Origin of the sequence: Actinomadura napierensis (assembly GCF_039529375.1) — a bacterium.
GTDB classification, from domain to species: Bacteria; Actinomycetota; Actinomycetes; order Streptosporangiales; family Streptosporangiaceae; genus Spirillospora; species Spirillospora napierensis.
Map to the genome: position 1 here is coordinate 1 of NZ_BAAAMR010000001.1, position 19450 is coordinate 19450.

Here is a 19450-nt window from a genome sequence, read left to right on the forward strand (position 1 = left end):
GGGCCGCGCGCGGCGGGGCCGTCCGCGGCGGGGCCGCCCGCAGCGGGGCGCGCGCCCTCCGGGGTGATCGTCGGCCCGTCCCAGCCGTCCGGTGCCGCCGAGTCGGTGATCAGCAGGTGGACGCCGCCGTCGGCGAGCATGAACGTGAGCCGTTCCGCCGGGTACTCGGGGTCGAGCGGCAGGTACGCGCCGCCCGCCTTCCAGACCGCCAGGACCGCGGAGACCAGGTCCAGGCCGCGTGACAGGTGCAGCCCGACGACCGTCTCGGGGCCGACGCCGAGTCCGCGCAGGCGGCTCGCGAGGCCGTCCGCGCGCCGTTCGAGCTCCTCGTAGGTCAGCGCGTCGCCGCCGAAGACGACGGCCGGCTGCGAGCCGTGCGCGGCGGCACGGCGGGCGATGAGCTCGTGCACGGTCCGGGCGGCGGGCGCCGGGGCGCCGGTGGCGTTGAAGTCGGCCACCACCTGGCGGGTCTCCGCAGCGTCCAGGAGATCCAGTTCGGACACCGGACGGCCGGGCTCGGCGGCGATCGCGGTCAGCAACGTGACGAGATGGCCCGCCAGCCGCGCGGCGGTGCGTTCGTCGTAGAGGTCCTGGGCGAACTCGATCGCTCCGGCCAGGCCGCCCCCGGCGTGGTCCTCCAGCACCAGGGTCAGGTCGAAGAGCGTGGTCCGCCGGGGCACGTCGATGCCGGGATCGGCGGGCCGGACGCCCTGACCGTAGTCGAACATGATCTGGAACAGCGGGTGGCGGGACCGGTCGCGGTCGGGTTGGAGGACGTCGACGAGTTGCTCGAACGGGAGGTCCTGGTGGGCGTAGGCCTCCAGTGCGCCTCGGCGCACCCGGTCCAGGAGTTCACCGAACGTGGGGTCGCCCGACAGGTCGGTCCGCATCACCAGCGTGTTGACGAAGAACCCGATCAGGCCCTCGGTCTCGGCCCGGTTGCGGCCCGCGATCGGCGTACCGACCACGACGTCGTCCTGATCGGCGTACCGGCCGAGAAGCACCGTGAACGCGGCGAGGAGCGTCATGAACATCGTCGCGCCGGACTCCCCGCTCAGCGCGCGCAGCCGTGCGGTGACGTCGGCGGGCACCTCGAAGCCGACCGCCGATCCCGCCGAGGACTGTGCCGCGGGACGGGGCCGGTCGGTGGGCAGCTCCAGCACAGGGAGCCCGGCGAGCCGATCGCGCCAGTACCCGAGCTGGCCTTCCAGCACCTCGCCGCGCAGCCACTCGCGCTGCCACACCGCAAAGTCGGCGTACTGCACAGGAAGCGGAGCCAACGGAGACGGCTCGCCACGGGAAAACGCCTCGTAGAGCGCCGAGAGCTCATCCCGCAGCACACCCGCCGACCACTCATCCGACACCACGTGATGCACGCACAGACCCAACACATGATCATCGGGAGCCAGCACGAACAGCCGAGCCCGCAGCAACGGCCCCACCGCCAGATCGAACGGTTCGGACAGGTCCTCGGCCACCTTGTCCCGGGCCTCGCTCAGCGGGTCGGCCGCCCCGCTCACGTCAAGGATCGGCAGGTCCACCTCCGCCAGAGGATCGATGACCTGGAAGGGCACGCCTTCCTCGTCGGCGACCAGGCGCGTCCGCAGCACCTCGTGGCGTTCGACCAGCGCGGTGAGCGCGGCCCGGAGCGCGGCCGCGTCGACCGCGCCCGCCATCCGCACGGCGACGAGGGCGTTGTAGTCCACCGAGCCGGGTTCGAATTGGTCGAGGAACCACAGGCGCTGCTGCGCGAACGACAACGGCAACGGACGATCACGCGGGACCGCAACGATCGGGGGAGCGGACCCGCTCGGCCACGCCCCCGCCACCACGGCCGCGAGCCCCGCCACCGTCGGATGATCGAACAACTCCGACAACGGCACCTCGACGCCCAGCACACTGCGGATCCGGGACACCACCCGTGTGGCCAGCAGCGAATGCCCACCCAGCTCGAAGAAGTCGTCATCGATCCCGACACGCTCCAGGCCCAGAACGTGAGCCCACACCCCCACCACGACCTCCTCGACGGGCGTGCGCGGCCCCCCCGAATCCGCCGCCACCTGCCGCGCCGAATCCGGGCCGGGCAGCGCCTTCTTGTCGACCTTCCCGTTGGCCGTGCGCGGCAGCGACGCCAGCTCCACGAACACCGCCGGAATCAGGTGATCGGGCAAGGTCCGCGCCAACCGCGCGCGCAGCTCACCCGCCCCGGGGACGCCTTCGCCCTCATCGGCGGGAACGAGGTAGGCGACCAGGCGACGCTCCGCGCCCTCGCCATCGGCGACCACGACCGCGGCCGCGACTCCCGGAAGGGCGGTCAGTGCCGCCTCGACCTCGCCGGGCTCGACCCGGAAGCCGCGCACCTTCACCTGGTCATCGACGCGGCCCAAGAACTCCAACTGCCCGTCCGCGCGCCACCGCACCCGATCCCCACTGCGATACATCCGCGACCCGTCACCAACGAAACGATCAGGCACGAACCGATCCGCTGTCAGGTCCGGACGCCCGCGATAACCACGCGCCACCCCCACACCGGCGATGTAAAGCTCACCCACCACCCCGACCGGCACCGGATTCAGGAACCGATCCAGCACGTACAGACGCGCATGCGGCAAGGGACGACCGATCGGCACGCCACCGTCCGGCGTCAACCGAGCGGTGGCCACCCCCACCGTCGTCTCCGTTGGCCCATAGTGATTGACCACCGCACACTCAGCGGCCCCGACCAGCGCGTCCACCAAGGCCGCCGACGCCGCCTCCCCACCCAGGACCAGCGCCCGCGCCGGCAACAGCCCAGACAAATCGCCGCCGCCCGCCAACGCAGCCAGATGCGACGGCACGATCTTCAGGAAGTCGATCGGATGCGCCCGCAGATAGGCGCGCAGCGCGGCCGGATCGGCGGCGGTCAGCTCATCGATGAGGTGCAGCGATCCACCGGACAGCAGCGCACCGAACAGCACCGTGTTGCCGAAATCCGTCACCGCCGACTGGACCATCGCATACGAACCGGGACCGAACCCGATCCTGTCCATCGCACCGCGCACGTAGGCGGTGAGACCGCCGTGGGTGACCTGCACTCCCTTGGGCCGTCCCGTCGAACCGGAGGTGTAGATGACGTACGCGAGCTGGTCCGCATGCACGGGCTCCGCAGGGAGGGGCTCGGCCAGGCCGAGGGACGCGGCCGTGACCGGATCGTCCAGCGTCACCAGCCGCACCCGGCCCACCGGCAGGTCGCCGACCGAGTCGACCGTGCCGACCACCACCGACGCCCCGCTGTCGGCCAGCATGAACGCCAGCCGATCCACCGGAAGCCCGGGATCCAACGGCAGGTAGGCGCCGCCGGCCTGCCAGACCGCCAGCAGCGTCACCACAACGTCCACACCCCGGGGCAGGCACACGCCCACGACGGTTTCGGGACCGACGCCCAGGCCGCGCAGGTATCCGGCGCGCAGTGCGACACGTTCGGTCAGTTCACCGTAGGTGAGCGACGGTCCGCCGTCCGCCGTGACCGCGACGGCGTCCGGTTCCCCCGCCACCGACAGGTGCACGCCCGGCCGCTCGGGCCGCCGCCCGCCGGTCCCGGCCCAGGTCTCCAGCAGGCGGGTCCGCTCGCCCGCGTCGATCAGCGGCAGCGCCGACAACCGCCGGTCGGCGCCGGCCGCCATCGCATCGAGGACCGTCGTCAGGCATGCCGCGATCCGTTCGGCCGAAGACCGGTCGAAGAGCTCCGTGCTGTACTCGACCGAGCCCGCGAGCCCGCCCTCCTCGGTGTCGGACAGCACCAGCCGCAGGTCGAAGCGCGTGCTCTGGATGCCGGGCGGCGCGATCGCGTCGAGGTCGGCCGGCTCTCCGTCGTAGTTGAAGAGCACCTGGACGAGGGGGTGCCGGGAGCGGTCGCGCTCCACCACCAGCGCGTCGACGAGCTGCTCGAACGGCAGGTCCTGGTGGGCGTAGGCGTCGAGCGCGCCTGCCCGCACGCGTTCGAGCAGCTCGGTGACCGCCGGGTCGCCCGACAGGTCGGCGCGCAGGACGAGCGTGTTGACGAAGCATCCGATCAGGCCCTCGGTCTCGGCCCGGTTGCGGCCCGCGATCGGCGTCCCGACGAGCACGTCGTCCTGGCCCGCGAGCCCGCCGAGGACGACGGCGTAGGCCGAGAGCAGGGTCATGAACATCGTCGCGCCCGAACCTCGGCCGAGGGCGCGCAACCGCGCGGCGACGTCCGCCGGGACCTCGATGCCGACCGCGGCGCCCGCGGCCGTCCGCACCGCCGTCCGGGGCCGGTCGGTGGGCAGCTCCAGGGCGGTGGCGCCCGCGAGACGGGAACGCCAGTGATCCAGCTCGGCCGCCAGCACCTCACCGCGCAGCCACTCCCGCTGCCACACCGTGAAGTCGGCGTACTGGACCGGCAGCGCGGGCAGGCCGGCGTCCTCCCCGCGTCTGATCGCGTCGTGCAGGGCCGTCACCTCGCGGACGAGGATTCCGGCGGACCACTCGTCGGAGACGGCGTGGTGCAACACGACGCACAGCACGTGCTCCTCGGGGCCGAAGCGCAGCAGCCGCGCCCTCATGAGCGATCCGGCGGCCAGGTCGAACGGCACCGCGGCGTCCGCGGCGACCAGCCGCTCCGCCTCGGCGGTCGCCTCCGCCGGGGGCCGGGCGGCGAGGTCGGTCAGCTCCAGTTCGACGGCGCGGCCGGAGCCGATCACCTGGTGGACGACGCCGTCCTCGTCCGGTACGAACCGGGTCCGCAGCACCTCGTGCCGCACGACGACCGCCTCCAGCGCGGCCCGCACGTCGGCCGGGTCGACGGGGCCCGCGAGGCGCAGGGTCGTCGGCACGTTGTGCTCGGCGGAGCCGGGGTCGAGCTGGTCGAGGAACCACACCCGCTGTTGCGCGAACGACAGCGGCAGCGGCCGGTCGCGCGGGACGGGGACGACCGCCGGCGACCGCTCGCCCGGCGCGGCCGCGTCGATCAGCGCGGCGAGCGCGGCTGGCGTCGGGTTGTCGAAGAGCCCGGCCACCGGCACGTCGACGCCCAGCACGAGACGGACGCGCGACATCACCTGGGTCGCCAGCAGCGAGTGCCCGCCGAGCGCGAAGAAGTCGTCGTCGGCGGCGACGCGGTCGCGGCCCAGCAGCTCGGCCCAGATCCCGGTCAGGATCTCCTCGGTGGGGGTGCGCGGCGCGAGGCCGCCCGGCCGTTCCGCGGTCGCCGTCCCGGGGTCGGGCAGCGCCGCGCGGTCCACCTTGCCGTTGGCCGTCAGCGGCATCGACGCCAGCTCGACGAAGACCGAGGGCACCAGATGGTGCGGCAGCGACGCCGACAACGCCGATCGGAGGTCGTCCGCCGCGGGCGCGCCCGCCGCGGCGTCGGCGGCCACCACGTACGCGACCAGCCGCCGCGCCGCACCTTCGCCGGCCGCGACGACGACGGCGGTGCCCACGCCGGGAAGCGCGGTCAGCGCGGCCTCGATCTCGCCGGGCTCCACCCGGAAGCCGCGCACCTTCACCTGGTCGTCGATGCGGCCGAGGTAGACCAGCTGCCCGTCGGCGCGCCAGCGGACCCGGTCGCCGGTCCGGTAGAGCCGTGACCCGTCGGCGGCGAACGGGTCGGCCACGAACCGTTCGGCCGTGCGGTCCGGACGGCCGCCGTAGCCGCGCGCGACGCCCGCGCCGCCGACGTACAGCTCGCCGGTCACGCCGACCGGCACCGGGGCGAGGTGCCGGTCGAGCACGTACAGCCGGGTGCCGCCGATGGGGGCGCCGATGGGCGCCTCGCGGTCCGGGCCGGTCCCGCACGGCGCCATCGACGCGCAGACGGTGATCTCGGTGGGGCCGTAGGCGTTGAACATACGCCGGTCCCGCGCCCACACGGCCGCCGTGCCGGGGTCCAGGCGTTCACCGGCCGACAGGAGCGTCCGCAGGCCGGGCAGGCGCGACGGGGACATCACGTCCAGCAGCGTCGGCGGAAGCGTCGCCACCGTGACGTCCCGCGCCTCGATCAACCCGGCGAGCGCGCCGGGCTCGGTGCGCTCCCCGGCCAGGGCCACGACCAGCGTCGCTCCGTAGGCCAGGGCCATGAAGGTCTCCGAGACCGCCGCGTCGAAGCTCGACGAGGCGAACTGCAGCACCGCGTCGTCGGGCGTCACGCCGAGCACGTCGTGCTGGGCGGCGACCATGGTGAGCACGCCGCGGTGCGGGATCTGCACGGCCTTCGGACTGCCGGTCGACCCGGAGGTGTAGATCACGTACGCGAGGCCGTCCGGATGGGGCGCCGGGGTGGCGGGGGCGTCCGGCGGGCAGGCCCGGATCGCCAGGTCGACGGCCGGGTCGTCCAGGGCGACCCGGCGCACGCGCCCGGCCGGCAGGTCGTCCAGCGTCTCGGTGGTGCCCACCAGCACGGAGACGCGGCTGTCGGTGAGCATGTACGCGAGGCGTCCGGCGGGGAGCGCCGGGTCGAGCGGCAGGTAGGCGCCGCCGGCCTTCCACACCGCCAGCGACGCCGCCGCCAGGTCCACGCCGCGCGGCAGGCACAGGCCCACCACGGTCTCCGGCCCGGTGCCGAGGCCGCGCAGATGCCCGGCGAGGCGGTTCGCGCGTTCCTCCAGCTCGGCGTAGGTGAGGACATCGGATCCGGCGATCACGGCGGTCGCGTCGGGGGTGGCCCGCGCCCACCGCGCGACCAGTTCGTGGACGGACGGGGCGCCCGGTCGCGGCGCGGCGGCGCGGTTCCGGTCGAGGGTCACCTTCCGGCGTTCGTCGCCGGTGAGGGTCGCCAGCTCCGACAGCCGCCGGCCCGGATCGGCGGCGATCTCGCCGAGCAGCAGGCCGATCCGTTCGGCCAGCCGTTCCACGGTCGGCCGGTCGAACAGCTCGGTGCTGTACTCGACCATCGCGGTGAGGCCGTCGTCGGCGTCCATGAACGCCAGGCGCACGTCGGTCAGCGCGATCGGCTCGGCGACCGCGAGCAGCTCCGCCTCGATCCCGGGCAGGTCGAGGCGTTCGCCGCCGTCCTGGTCGTAGTTGAACAGGGCCTGGAAGATCGGCGTGCGGCCGCGGTCGCGGCGCGGCTGGAGGGCGTCGACGACCTGCTCGAACGGGACGTCCTGGTGGGTGTAGGCGGCGAGGGCGTCGCGCCGCACCCGCTCCACGACCTCGGCGAACGCGGGGTCGCCGGACAGGTCGGTGCGCAGCACCAGCGTGTTGACGAAGAATCCGGCGAGGTCCTCGGTCTCGGCCCGGTTGCGGTTCGCGATCGGGGTGCCGACGAGCACGTCGTCCTGGCCGGTGAAACGCCCCAGCGTCACCGCGTACGCCGCCAGCAGCGTCATGAACATCGTCGCGCCGCACGAGCGGCTGAGCTCCCGCAGCCCGCGCCCGGTCGTCTCCGGCACGGCGAACTCGACGACCGCGCCCGCCGACGAGCGGACGGGTGGCCGCGGCCGATCGAGCGGCAGTTCCAGATCGGGCGCGTCGGCGAGCCGCTCCCGCCAGTGCCCCAGCTGCCCTTCGAGGACGTCGCCGCGCAGCCAGTCCCGCTGCCATTCCGCGAAGTCGGCGTACTGCAGCGGCAGCGGCGCGAGCGGGACTTCCCGGCCGCCCGCCGCGAATGCGCCGTACAGGGTGGCGATCTCCTGTCGCAGCAGTCCCGCGGACCACTCGTCGCACACGATGTGGTGCATCACCATCGAGAAGACGTGGTCGCCGTCGCCGAGACGGATCAGCCGCCACCGGCACAGCGGCCCCTCGGCCAGGTCGAACGGCGCGGACGCGTCGGCCGCCGCCAGCGCCGTTGCGCTCGCGAGGGGATCCGCCTCGCCGCCGACATCCTGCAGGCGCAGGGCCGGTCCGCCGGGCGGGTCGATGACCTGGTGGGCGACGCCGTCCACCGCCGTGAACCGGGTGCGCAGCGCCTCGTGCCGCGCCATGACCGCGTCGACGGCGGCGGTGAGCGCCGCCACGTCCAGCGGTCCGCGCAGCCGCAGCGCGACGGGCACGTTGAAGTCGGTCGAGCCCCGGTCCAGCTGGTCGAGGAACCACAGCCGCTGCTGGGCGAAGGAGGCCGGGACCAGGCCGTCGCGCGGTACCGGGAGCAGCGGCGGCGCGAGCCCGCCGCCGCCCGTCCGGCCGATCGCCTCCGCGAGGCCGCGCACGGTCGGCCGGTCGAAGAGCGCGGCGAGGGGCAGTTCGGTCTCGAAGACCGCGCGGACCCGGGAGATGACCTGGGTGGCGAGCAGCGAGTGCCCGCCGAGCGCGAAGAAGTCGTCGGTGGCGCCGACGTCCGGCACGTCCAGCACCTGGGCCCAGATTCCGGCCAGGAGCTGTTCGGCCGCGGTCCGCGGCGCCGTCCGCGCCTCCGCCCGGGGTTCGGCGGACGGAAGGGCGTCGCGGTCGAGCTTGCCGTTCGACCGGAACGGAAGCGCGTCCAGCTCGACCACGGCAGCGGGGACGAGGTGGGGCGGCAGGACCGTGCGCAGGAACGTCCTGATCTCGTCGGCGCCGGGCAGTCCGCGCTCGGGGTCGGCGGGGACGGCGTAGGCGACCAGCCGCTCGTCCCGGGCCACGACCACGGCCGCCGCGACGGCCGGATGGCCGAGCAGCGCCGCCTCGACCTCGCCGGGCTCGATCCGGACGCCCCGGATCTTGACCTGGGCGTCCATCCGCCCGAGGAACTCCAGCGTGCCGTCCCGCCGCCGCCGGACGCGGTCGCCGCTGCGGTACATCCGCGACCCGTCCCCGACGAACGGGTCGGGCACGAACCGCTCCGCGGTCAGGGCTGGCCGCGCCGCGTAACCGCGCGCCAGTCCCGCGCCCGCGATGAACAGCTCGCCCGCCGCGCCCGCCGGCACCGGACGGAGCGAGCGGTCCAGCACGTACAGCCGGGTGTTGCCGACCGGCCCGCCGATCGGCAGGACGCCCGACACCCCGACCGGGCGCGGGCACGACCAGGACGACACGTCGATCGACGCCTCGGTCGGGCCGTACACGTTGTGGACCGCCGCCCGGGGGTTGGCCTGCTGGAAACGGGCGACGTCCTCGCCCGGCAGGGCCTCGCCGCCGCACACCACCAGCCGCAGGCCGGCGCCGAATCCCTCCCGCCGGACCAGCAGCCGGAACAGCGACGGCACGATGTCGATGACGTCGATGCCCTCCCGTTCGACGGTCTCCGCGAGGTAGTCCAGGTCGGCGCGGCGTTCCGGGTCGGCGACGACCACCTGGGCGCCCACCGCGAGCGGCCAGAGGATCTCCCCCGTGGCGGCGTCGAAGCCGATGGCGCTCTTCTGCAGCACGCGTTCCCCGGCCGCGAGGCCGAACGCCTCCTGCCGCCAGGCGAGCACGTTCACCAGCCCGCGGTGCGTCAGCGACACCCCCTTGGGGCGGCCGGTCGATCCGGAGGTGAAGATGACGAAGGCGAGCTGGTCCGGATGGGTCGCCGTCGCGAGCGGGCCGTCGTCCGCCGAAGCGATCGCGGGGTCGTCGAGGTCGACCCGCCGCACCGGGAGCTCCGGCAGGCGCGCCAGCGTCTCGGCGTGCCCGATCACCACCTCGGCACCGCACTCGGCGACCATGAAACGGGTGCGCTCGGCCGGGTGGTCCGGCTCCAGCGGGAGGTAGGCCGCGCCCGCCTTGAGCACCGCCAGCATCGCGACCACCAGGTCGAATCCGCGAGTGACGCACAGACCGACGACGTCGTCGGCGCGCACGCCCACCGACCGCAGATGACGGGCCAGCCGGTTCGACCGCTCCGCCAGCTCGGCATAGGTGAGGTCCCGGCCGTCCCAGACGACGGCCGTCGCGTCCGGGGTACGGCCGGTCTGCGCGTCGATCAGCTCGTGGACGCCGCCGACGTCCGCGAGCGCCGCCTCGGTCGCGTTCCACGCCGCGATCTCCTGCCGCCGTTCGGCCGCGTCCAGCAGGTCGAGCTCGGACAGGCGGCGCCCCGGGTCGGCGGCCATCGCGTCGAGCACCGCGAGGAGGTGGCGGGTCAGAGCCCGCGCCGTCGCCTCGTCGAACAGGTCGGTGGCGTACTCCAGCGCGCCGGCCGGCTCGTCCCCGTCCACGATCACGACGCTGAGGTCGAACGGGGTGGTGCGGCGCGGGCCGCCGAAGTCGGACGAGGCCAGGCCCGGGAGACCGGCGGCCGTGGCGTCGGCCTGCTCGACGTCGAACAGCACCTGGAACAGCGGGTTGCGGCCCCGGTCCCGGTCCGGGCGCAGGGCGTCCACCACCTGCTCGAACGGGACGTCCTGGTGGGCGAAGGCGTCCAGCGCACCCGCGCGCACCCGCGCGAGGACGTCGGCGAACGCGGGGTCGCCGGACAGGTCGGTGCGCAGCACGACGGTGTTGATGAAGAAGCCGATGAGGTGCTGGGTCTCGGGCCGGGTGCGCCCCGCGACGGGCGCGCCGACCACGACGTCGTCGGTCCCGGCGTATCGGCCGAGCACGATCGAGAAGGCCGACAGCAGCGTCATGAACATCGTGGCCCCGCTCTGACCGCTGAGCGCGCGGAGCCGGGCCGCGGTGGCGGCGGGAATCTCGAAGTTCACCATCGCGCCCGCCGCCGACCGCTCGGCGGGGCGCGGCCGGTCCAGCGGAAGCTCCAGCTCGGGCGCGTCCCGCAGCGTGTCGCGCCAGAAGGCGAGCTGGCCGTCGAGCAGCTCGCCGCGCACGTGCGCGCGCTGCCAGACGGCGAAGTCGGCGTACTGGACGGTGAGCGGCGGGAGCGGCGAAGGTTTGCCGTCCGCGAACGCCGCGTACAGCGCCGACAGCTCGCGCCACAGCACGTTCGAGGACCACTCGTCGGAGACGACGTGGTGCATGCACAGGCTCAGCACATGATCGTCCTTGCCGAGGACGAGGAGCATGCTGCGGACTAGCGGCCCGGAGGCCAGGTCGAACGGCGCGGTCACCGCGCGGTCGACCAGCTCCCCTGCGCGGGCGGCCGGGTCGGGCTCGGCGGTCAGGTCGACGACGGCCAGGCCGAGACCGCCGGGCTCGCCGACGACCTGGCGGGCGACGCCGTCGGCGAAGGTGACCAGGCGGGTCCGCAATACCTCGTGCCGCGCGACGATCTCGTCCAGCGCGGCGGTCAGCGCCGCCGTGTCGAGAGGCCCGGTCAGCCGCAGGGTGAGCGGGACGTTGTACTCGATCGAGCCGGGTTCGAGCCGGTCCAGGAACCAGAGGCGCTGCTGGGCGTACGACAGCGGCGCGGGCGCGGCGGCGGACGGCCGGGCGGTGATCGGCGCAGCGGGCGCCGGCTCCGGCGCCCCGGACGCGGCCCCGGCGGCCGCGTCGGCCCGGTCGAGCCCCGCGGCCAGCCCGGCGACGGTCGGATGGTCGAAGAGGTCGGCGAGCGCGGGTTCGACGCCGAAGGCCTCGCCTATCCGCCACGCGACCTGGACGGCGAGCAGCGAGTGGCCGCCGAGCTCGAAGAACGTGTCGTGCACGCCCACCGTGCGGGTGCCGAGCACCTCCGCCCAGATCCCCGCGACCAGCTCCTCCGCCGGGGTGCGCGCCGCGACCGCCGAACCCGCCAGCACCGGCCGGTCGCCGCCGGGTTCGGGGAGCGCCGCGCGGTCGACCTTGCCATGGCGGGTCAGCGGGATCGCGGCGAGCTCCACGAAGACCGCCGGGGTCATCGACTCGGGCAGCCGGGCGCGCACGAACTCGCGCAGCCCGGTCGTCGAGGGGAGCCCGGCGGCGGGGTCGGCGGCGACGAGGTACCCGACGAGCCTGTCGTCGCGGGCGATCACCACGGCGGCGGTCACGGCCGGGTGGTCGAGCAGGACCGCCTCGACCTCCCCCGGCTCGATCCGGAAGCCCCGCAGCCTGATCTGGTGGTCGGTGCGGCCCAGGAACTCCAGCTCGCCGTCCGGACGCCATCGCACGCGGTCGCCGCTGCGGTAGAGCCGGCCGCCGTCCGCCGCGAACGGGTCCGGCACGAACCGTTCGGCCGTCAGCTCCGGCCGCCCGCCGTAGCCGCGCGCCACCCCTCCCCCGCCGATGAAAAGCTCGCCGGGGACGCCGACGGGCAGCGGGGCCAGGTGCCGGTCGAGCACGTAGACGGCGGTGCCGGGCAGCAGCGCGCCGATCGGCGCGGGCCCGTCGGCGCCGATGCCGTCGGCGCCGACGCCGGGCAGCTCGCTGTAGGTGCTGTCGACGGTCGTCTCGGTGATGCCGAACGCGGTGAGCAGCCGCACGTCCGGCCCGAGGACGTCGCGGGCGCGCCGGGCGCGGGCCAGCCGCCAGGCGTCGGTCGTCACCACCAGCAGCCGCAGCGACTCAGGCCGTTCGCCGGTCCGGGCGACGTGCTCGACCAGCGCGTCCACAAAGCGGGGCGCGGCCTCGAACGCCTCCACCCGTTCGCGCGCCAGGGTCCCGGCGAGCCGTGCCGGGTCGGTCTGGTGGCCGACCGGCGCGAGCACCAGCGTGCCGCCCGAGCAGAGCGCCCGGACCACGTCGCCGGTGAACACGTCGAAGCCGGCACCCGCCACCGACAGCCACCGGTAGCCGGTCCCCGCCGGGAAGTGCGTGCCGGACCAGGCCGCGAACAGCCCGGTCAGCGAGCCGTGCGTGACCTGGACGCCCTTCGGGAGGCCGGTCGAGCCGGAGGTGTAGACGACCGCGGCGAGCTGGTCCGGCAGGCATGCGGCGACCGGAGGGGCCGGAGTGTCATCGGCCGCCGCCACCTCCTCGCCGTCCAGGACGAGCGCCGGCACGCCGGTCGGCGGCTCATCACCCGAACGGCCGGTCAGCACGAGCCGGGCGCCGCTGTCGGAGAGCTTGTACGCGAGCCGTTCGGGCGGGTCGTCGGGGTCGAGGGCGAGGTAGGCGGCGCCGGCCTTCCAGACGGCGAGCACCGCCACCACCAGGTCGGCGTCCCGGGGCAGGAAGAGGGCCACGACCGACTCGCGGCCGATGCCCGCGTCCCGGAGGCGCCGGGCGAGCCGGTCCGCGCGGGCGCCCAGTTCTCCGTGGCTCAGCGTGCGGTCGCCGCAGGTCACGGCCGGGGCGTCCGGCGGCGCGGCGGCGGCGATCAGTTCGTGCACCCCGGCGGCGTCCGGCGGCGGACGGTGGGCGGCGTTCCCGTCGACCAGCGTCCGGCGCCGCTCGGCGGCGTCCGGCAGCGGCAGGGCGGACAGGCGCCGCGCGGGCTCCCGCGACACGCGGTCGAGGAGGGTGCGCAGATGACCGGCGAGCCGCTCGATCGCGGCCGCGTCGAAGAGTTCGGTGCTGTACTCGATCCGCCCGGACAGGCCGTCGCCGTCCCCGTCGTCGGCGAGCACCAGCGCCAGGTCGAACAGCGCCGTGTCGCGCGGCACCGGAACCCGGGTGACCTCGAAGTCGCCGAACCCCGCCGACCACTGCGCGCCGCCGCCCTGCGCGTAGTCGAACATGACCTGGAAGAGCGGGTGGCGGGAACGGTCCCGGTCGGGCCGCAGCGCGTCCACGAGCCGTTCGAACGGCACGTCCTGGTGCGCGTAGGCGCCGAGGGCCTCCCGGCGGACCCGTCCCACGACCTCGGTGAAGGCCGGGTCGCCGGAGAGGTCGGTGCGCAGCGCCAGCGTGTTGACGAAGAAGCCGATGAGCGCCTCTGTCTCGGCCCGGTCGCGTCCCGCGATCGGGGTGCCGACCACGACGTCGTCCTGGTCGGCGTACCGGCCGAGCACGACCGAGAATCCGGCGAGCAGGGTCATGAACATCGTCGCGCCCGCCTCGCGGCTCACCGCCCGCAGCCGCAGGGCGGTGGCCTCGGGGACGCGGAAGTCGTGAACGGCACCGGCGGACGAGCGGACCGGCGGGCGCGGCCGGGTGGTCGGCAGGTCCAACGGCGGCGCGTCCGCGAGCCGGTCGCGCCAGTAGTCCAGCCGCGCCTCGAGCACTTCTCCGGTCAGGTGGTCCCGCTGCCAGACGGCGAAGTCGGCGTACTGCAGCGGCAGGGGCGGCAGGGGCGAGGGTTCGCCGTCGCGGAACGCCTCGTACAGCAGCGCGAGCTCATGGCGGAGCAGCCCGGCCGACCATTCGTCGGAGACCACGTGATGCATGCAGAGGCCGAACACGTGGTCGTCGGGCGCAAGCCGGATCAGCCTGGCCCGCAGCAGCGGGCCCGCGGCCAGATCGAACGGCGCGGTCGCGTCGGCGGCGACCAGGGCCTCGGCCGCCGCGATGCCGCCGGCGTCGGTGACGGTCAGCGCCCCGGGGCGCGGCGGATCGATCACCTGGACGGCCGTGCCGTCCACGGTGACCAGCCGGGTCCGCAGCACCTCGTGCCGTTCGATCAGCGCGTCGAGCGCGGCGCTCAGGGCTCCGGCGTCCAGGGGCCCGCCGAGACGCAGCACCATGGGCAGGTTGTATTCGGCGGAGCCGGGTTCGAGGCGGTCCAGGAACCAGAGCCGTTGCTGCGCGTACGACGCCGGTGCCGTCCCGTCGCGGGGCACGGCGACGATCGGGGGCACCGGCGGCGTGCCCGCCGCTCCGGCCGTGAGGGCGTCGACCACTCCGGCCAGTTCCCGCACGGTCGGGTGGTCGAACAGCCCGGCCAGCGCGGCCTCCACTCCGAAGGCCGCCCTGATCCGCGACATCACCTGGGTGGCCAGCAGGGAATGCCCGCCCAGCTCGAAGAAGTCGTCGTGCACGCCGATCCGGTCCAGGCCCAGGACCTGCGCCCAGATCCCGATGAGCATCTCCTCGGTGGGCGAGTGCTCGCCGGAGGCCTGGCCGGGGCCGTCCGGGCGGGCGTCCTCGGGCGCGGGAAGGGCGGCCCGGTCGAGCTTGCCGTTGGCGTTCAGCGGCAGGCCTGCCAGCTCGACGAACACCGACGGGATCAGGTGGTCGGGCAGCCCCTCGCGCAGCAGTTCGCGCAGTTCGGCGGAGGGCGGCGCCCCGGCCGCGGGGTCGGCGGGCACGACGTAGCCGACCAGCCGTTCGTTCAGGGCGATCACCGCGGCGGCGGCCACGGCGGAGTGGGCGACGAGGGCGGCCTCGATCTCGCCGGGCTCGACGCGGAAGCCGCGGACCTTGACCTGATGGTCGAGGCGGCCCAGGTATTCGACCGTGCCGTCGTCGCGCCACCGGGCCCGGTCGCCGGTCCGGTACAGGCGGGAGCCGTCGGCCGCGAACGGGTCGGCCACGAACCGTTCGGCGGTCAGGCCGGGCCGGCCCGCGTATCCGCGCGCGACGCCGACGCCGCCGATGAACAGCTCGCCCGGCACGCCGGGCGGAACCGGGTTCAGCCAGCGGTCCAGCACGTACAGCCGGAAGTTGGCGATCGGCGTCCCGATCGGCGGCGACGCGGCGGCGTCCCCCGGGCGCTCGCACGTCCACGACGAGACCTCGATGGACGCCTCGGTGGGGCCGTACAGGTTCTCGACCACGACGTTCTCGTGCCGGGCGTAGAGCCGGGCGACGTCGTCGCCGGAGAGCGCCTCGCCGCTGCACACCACCAGCCGCAGGCTCGGCATCGCCCGGAACGGCTCGTGCAGCACGAAGCGGTGGAACAGCGACGGCACGAAGTGCGCGACCGCGATCCGCTCGTCCTCGATCAGCTTCATGACGTACGGGACGTCGCCCTGGCGGCCGGGCTCGGCGAGCACCAGGCGCCCGCCCGCCATCAGCGGCCACAGCAGCTCCCACAGCGACACGTCGAACGACGCGGGGGTCTTGTGCAGGACGCCGTCGCCGGGCGCGAGCGGCCGGCGGCGCTGCATCCAGGCGAGCCGGTTGACCAGGCCGCGGTGGCCGACCTGAACGCCCTTGGGACGCCCGGTCGAGCCCGACGTGTAGATCACGTACGCGAGCTGGCCCGGCCGGGTCCGCACATCCGGCGGGTCCGCGGGACACCCGGCGACCGCTGGGTCGTCCGGGTCGACGATGACGCATCCGTCCACTTCGGTGCCCCGGGCGATCACGACCTTCGCACCGCTGTCGGCGGTCATGAAGGCCAGCCGCTCGGCCGGGTAGGCGGGATCGAGCGGCAGGTAGGCGCCGCCCGCCTTCCAGATGGCCAGCAAAGAGGTCACGAAGTCGAGGCCACGGTCCAGGCACAGCCCGACGACCGTCTCGGGGCCGACGCCGAGGCCGCGCAGGTGATGGGCGAGCCGGTTGGCGCGTTCCTCCAGCTCGGCGTACGAGAGGCTCGCCTCGCCGCAGACGACCGCCGTCGCCTCCCCGGGGCCGGCGACCAGCTCGTGCGCGCCGCCCACCCGCGGAACGGGGGCGTCGGTGGCGTTCCACGCCGCGACGTCGCCCGGCCTCGGGGCCAGAAGCGGCAGCGGTCCGGTGGGATCGGCGGTGAAGGCGTCGAGCGTTCCGGCGAAATGGGCCACCAGCCGTTCGGCGGTCGCGGGGTCGAAGACCGACCGGTCGTAGGTGAGGCTGATCCTCAGGCGCGGGCCGGGCGCCACGACGAGCGTGAGCGGGTAGTCCGCCCGCTCCCGGGACCGGTTGTCGGTGATCCGCGGCCCGTCCCCGTCCGCCTCACCGCCGAACCCCTCGGCGGGCTGGTTCTCGAAGACGAACAGGCTGGTGAAGAGGGGGCGCCCGGCGGGAACGCCGCTCCACGACTGGATGCGCACGAGCGGCATGTGCTCGTGCCGCCGGGCCTCGGACTGGTCGGCCTGCAGGCGGGCGAGCCACTCGGCGACCGGCGCGTCGCCGGCCACGGCGGTACGGCAGGGCATGGTGTTGATCAGGAGCCCGACCATCGACTCGACGCCGTCGAGCTCCTCGGTCCGCCCCGAGGTGGTCACCCCGTACACCACGTCGGCGTCGCCGCTGTAGGCCGACAGCAGCCGGGCCCAGGCGCCCTGCGCGACGGTGTTCAGGGTGAGCCGGTGCGCGCGTGCGGTCTCCGCCAGCGCCGCGGTCGCCGCCTCGGTGAGCTCGCGGGAGACGGTGGCCTGGCCCCGGTCGCCGGTGTTGCGCTCGACGCCGAGCGACGTGGCGGCGGTGACGTCCCGCAGCCGTTCGCGCCAGAAAGCCTCCGCCGCGCCCTGGTCCCGGCCCGACAGCCAGGCCACGTAGTCGCGGAACGGACGGCGCCGGGGCAGCAGCGGCGGCCGGCCCGCGCGCAGGTCGCGGTAGGCCTTCAGCACGTCGCCGAGCACGATCGACACGCTCCACCCGTCCAGCAGCAGGTGGTGGTGGCTCCAGATCAGCTGGTGGCGGTCGTCGGCGAGCCGGACCAGCATGATCCGGACCAGGCTGCGGCGGCCGAGGTCGGCCCCCCGCGCGCGGTCGCGGTCCATGAGGTCGTCGAGCGCCGCGTCCTGCTCCTCGTCGGACCGGTCGCGCCAGTCGAGCTCCTCCAGCGGCAGCGGCACCGACTCCGGCGGCGACACCAGGGTCAGCGGCGTCGCCGAGCCGGGCGACACGACCGTGCTGCGCAGCACGGTGTGCGCGGCGACCGCCAGCTCCCAGGCCCGCCGGAAGGCGCCGCGGTCCAGGTCGCCCTCGATCAGCAGCCCGTGCTGGACCCAGTACATGCCCGAGCCGGGCGCCAGCTCGCTGTGAAAGAGCAGGCCCTGCTGGAGGGCGGTCAGGGGGTAGAGGTCCTCGATGGCACGCGCTGGCGCGTCGTCCTGCCGGAACGTGGTCATGATCTTTCCGGGACGTCGGCGAGGCCGCCCGCGGGCGGCTCGAGCTGCTGCTGGATGAGGTCGAGCGCCGCCTGGTCGAGACCGGCGAGCGGGAAGTCGGACGGGGTGTAGCCGCCGGCGCCGGGGGCGCAGCAGTGCTCGACCAGCAGGCCGAGGAGTTCGTCGTAGCGCCGCGCGAGCCGCCCGATCGTGGCGGGTTCGTGCAGGGCGCCCGAGTAGGTCCAGGTCAGCTCCAGCCGCCCGCCCGTCACCCGGCCGTCGAGCTCCAGCACGTGCGCGCGGGGACCGGAGGCGGCACGGTCCGGGCCGAGCGTGGCGCCGTTCCAGCGCAGCCTGCCGCCTTCGCCGGGTGAGCGGTCGACCTGGCCGAGGTAGTTGAAGCCGACCTCGGGGCGCGGCCGCTCCGCCGGCTCCCGGGCGAGGTCGCCGCCGGCGAGGTGCCGGAGGAGGCCGTAGCCGAGGCCGCGGCGCGGCACCTGTCTCAGCTGTTCCTTGATCCGCATCAGCGCGGCGCCGGGATCGGCCGCGTCTTCGGCGCCGAGGGTGAAGACGACCGGGTAGAGGGTGGTGAACCAGCCGACCGTGCGGGAGACGTCGAAGCCGGGTCCCACGTCCTCCCGGCCGTGGCCTTCGAGCTCGACGGCGACGGACCGTTCGCCGGTCCACTCGGCGAGGGCGAGCGCCAGCGCCGTCAGCAGCAGGTCGTCGGTGCGGGTGCGGTAGGCGGCCGGGGCGTCGCGCAGGAGCCGCGCGGTCCGGCTCGCGGTCAGGCCGCCCGCGACCGTGCGGGCGGAGGCCATGCCGTTGTCCCCGCCGGGGTGGTCGAGCGGCAGCCGGGCGGCCGGGGTCTCCGCCGCCCGCCAGTGCCCGGCCTCGGCGGCGAGCTCGTCGGAGGCGGCCAGCTCGGTGAGCCGCTGCGACCAGCGGCGGAACGAGGTGGTCTTGGCCGTCAGCCGGATCGCCGACCCGCGCTCGGCCTGCGCGTAGGCCGATTCGAGGTCCTCCAGCAGGATCCGCCACGAGACGCCGTCCACCGCGAGGTGGTGGATCACGATGAGCAGGGACTGGCGGCCGTCGTCGTGGTCGAAAAGCACGGCGCGCAGCAGCGGCCCGCTCTCCAGATCGAGGCCGGTCTGCGCGCGCAGCGCCGCGGCCTCGGCCGCCGCGTCCGCGTCCTCGCCCGCCAGGGCGACGACCGACACCACGTCGGCGGGCTCCGGCGCGGCGCAGCGCAGGGTGGTGCCGGTGAGGCGAAGCCGCAGCGCGTCGTGGTGGTCCAGGACGGCGCCGAAGGCGGCCCGCAACGCGGCGGGGCCGAGCCGTCCGCCGCCGGTGACCTCCAGCAGCACCGACTGGTTGTAGTGGTGCGGCTCGGGGAACCCGCGTTCGAGGAACGACCACTGGATCGGGGTGAGCGGCACCGCTCCGACGACCGGCCCCTGTTCGGCCTCGATCGGGGCCCGTTCGGCGGCCAGGACGGCGAGCCCGGCGACGGTCTGACGCTCGAAGAGCTGGGCGGCGGTGATCTGCACCCCGGCCCGCCGGGCCTGGGCGACGGCCTGGATGCTCATGATGGAGTCGCCGCCGAGCTCGAAGAAGTTGTCGTCGACGCCGACCGCCTCCAGCCCCAGCACCTCGGCCCAGATCTCGGCCAGGATCTGCTCGGTCGGCGTCCGCGGCGCGGTGAAGCGCCCGTCCGGCCGGGGACGTTCCGGTCCCGGCGCGGGCAGCGCGGCCCGGTCGAGCTTGCCGTTCGAGGAGATCGGCAGGGCGGCCAGCTCCACGAACACCGACGGGATCAGGTGGTCGGGGAGGCGCTGCCGCAGGAAGTCCCGCAGGTCGCCGGCGGGAGGAGG

General features: G+C 74.8%; 2 protein-coding genes. Both read right to left on the reverse strand.

All coding sequences use genetic code 11. The features are described from left to right. The coding region (locus ABD296_RS00005) for a non-ribosomal peptide synthase/polyketide synthase (protein WP_344259868.1) at window positions 1–17594 on the reverse strand (17594 nt) is incomplete at its 3' end. Beyond that, on the reverse strand, window positions 17591–19450 hold a 1860-nt coding region (locus ABD296_RS00010), incomplete at its 5' end, for a condensation domain-containing protein (RefSeq protein WP_344259870.1). The genes ABD296_RS00005 and ABD296_RS00010, both read right to left, overlap by 4 nt.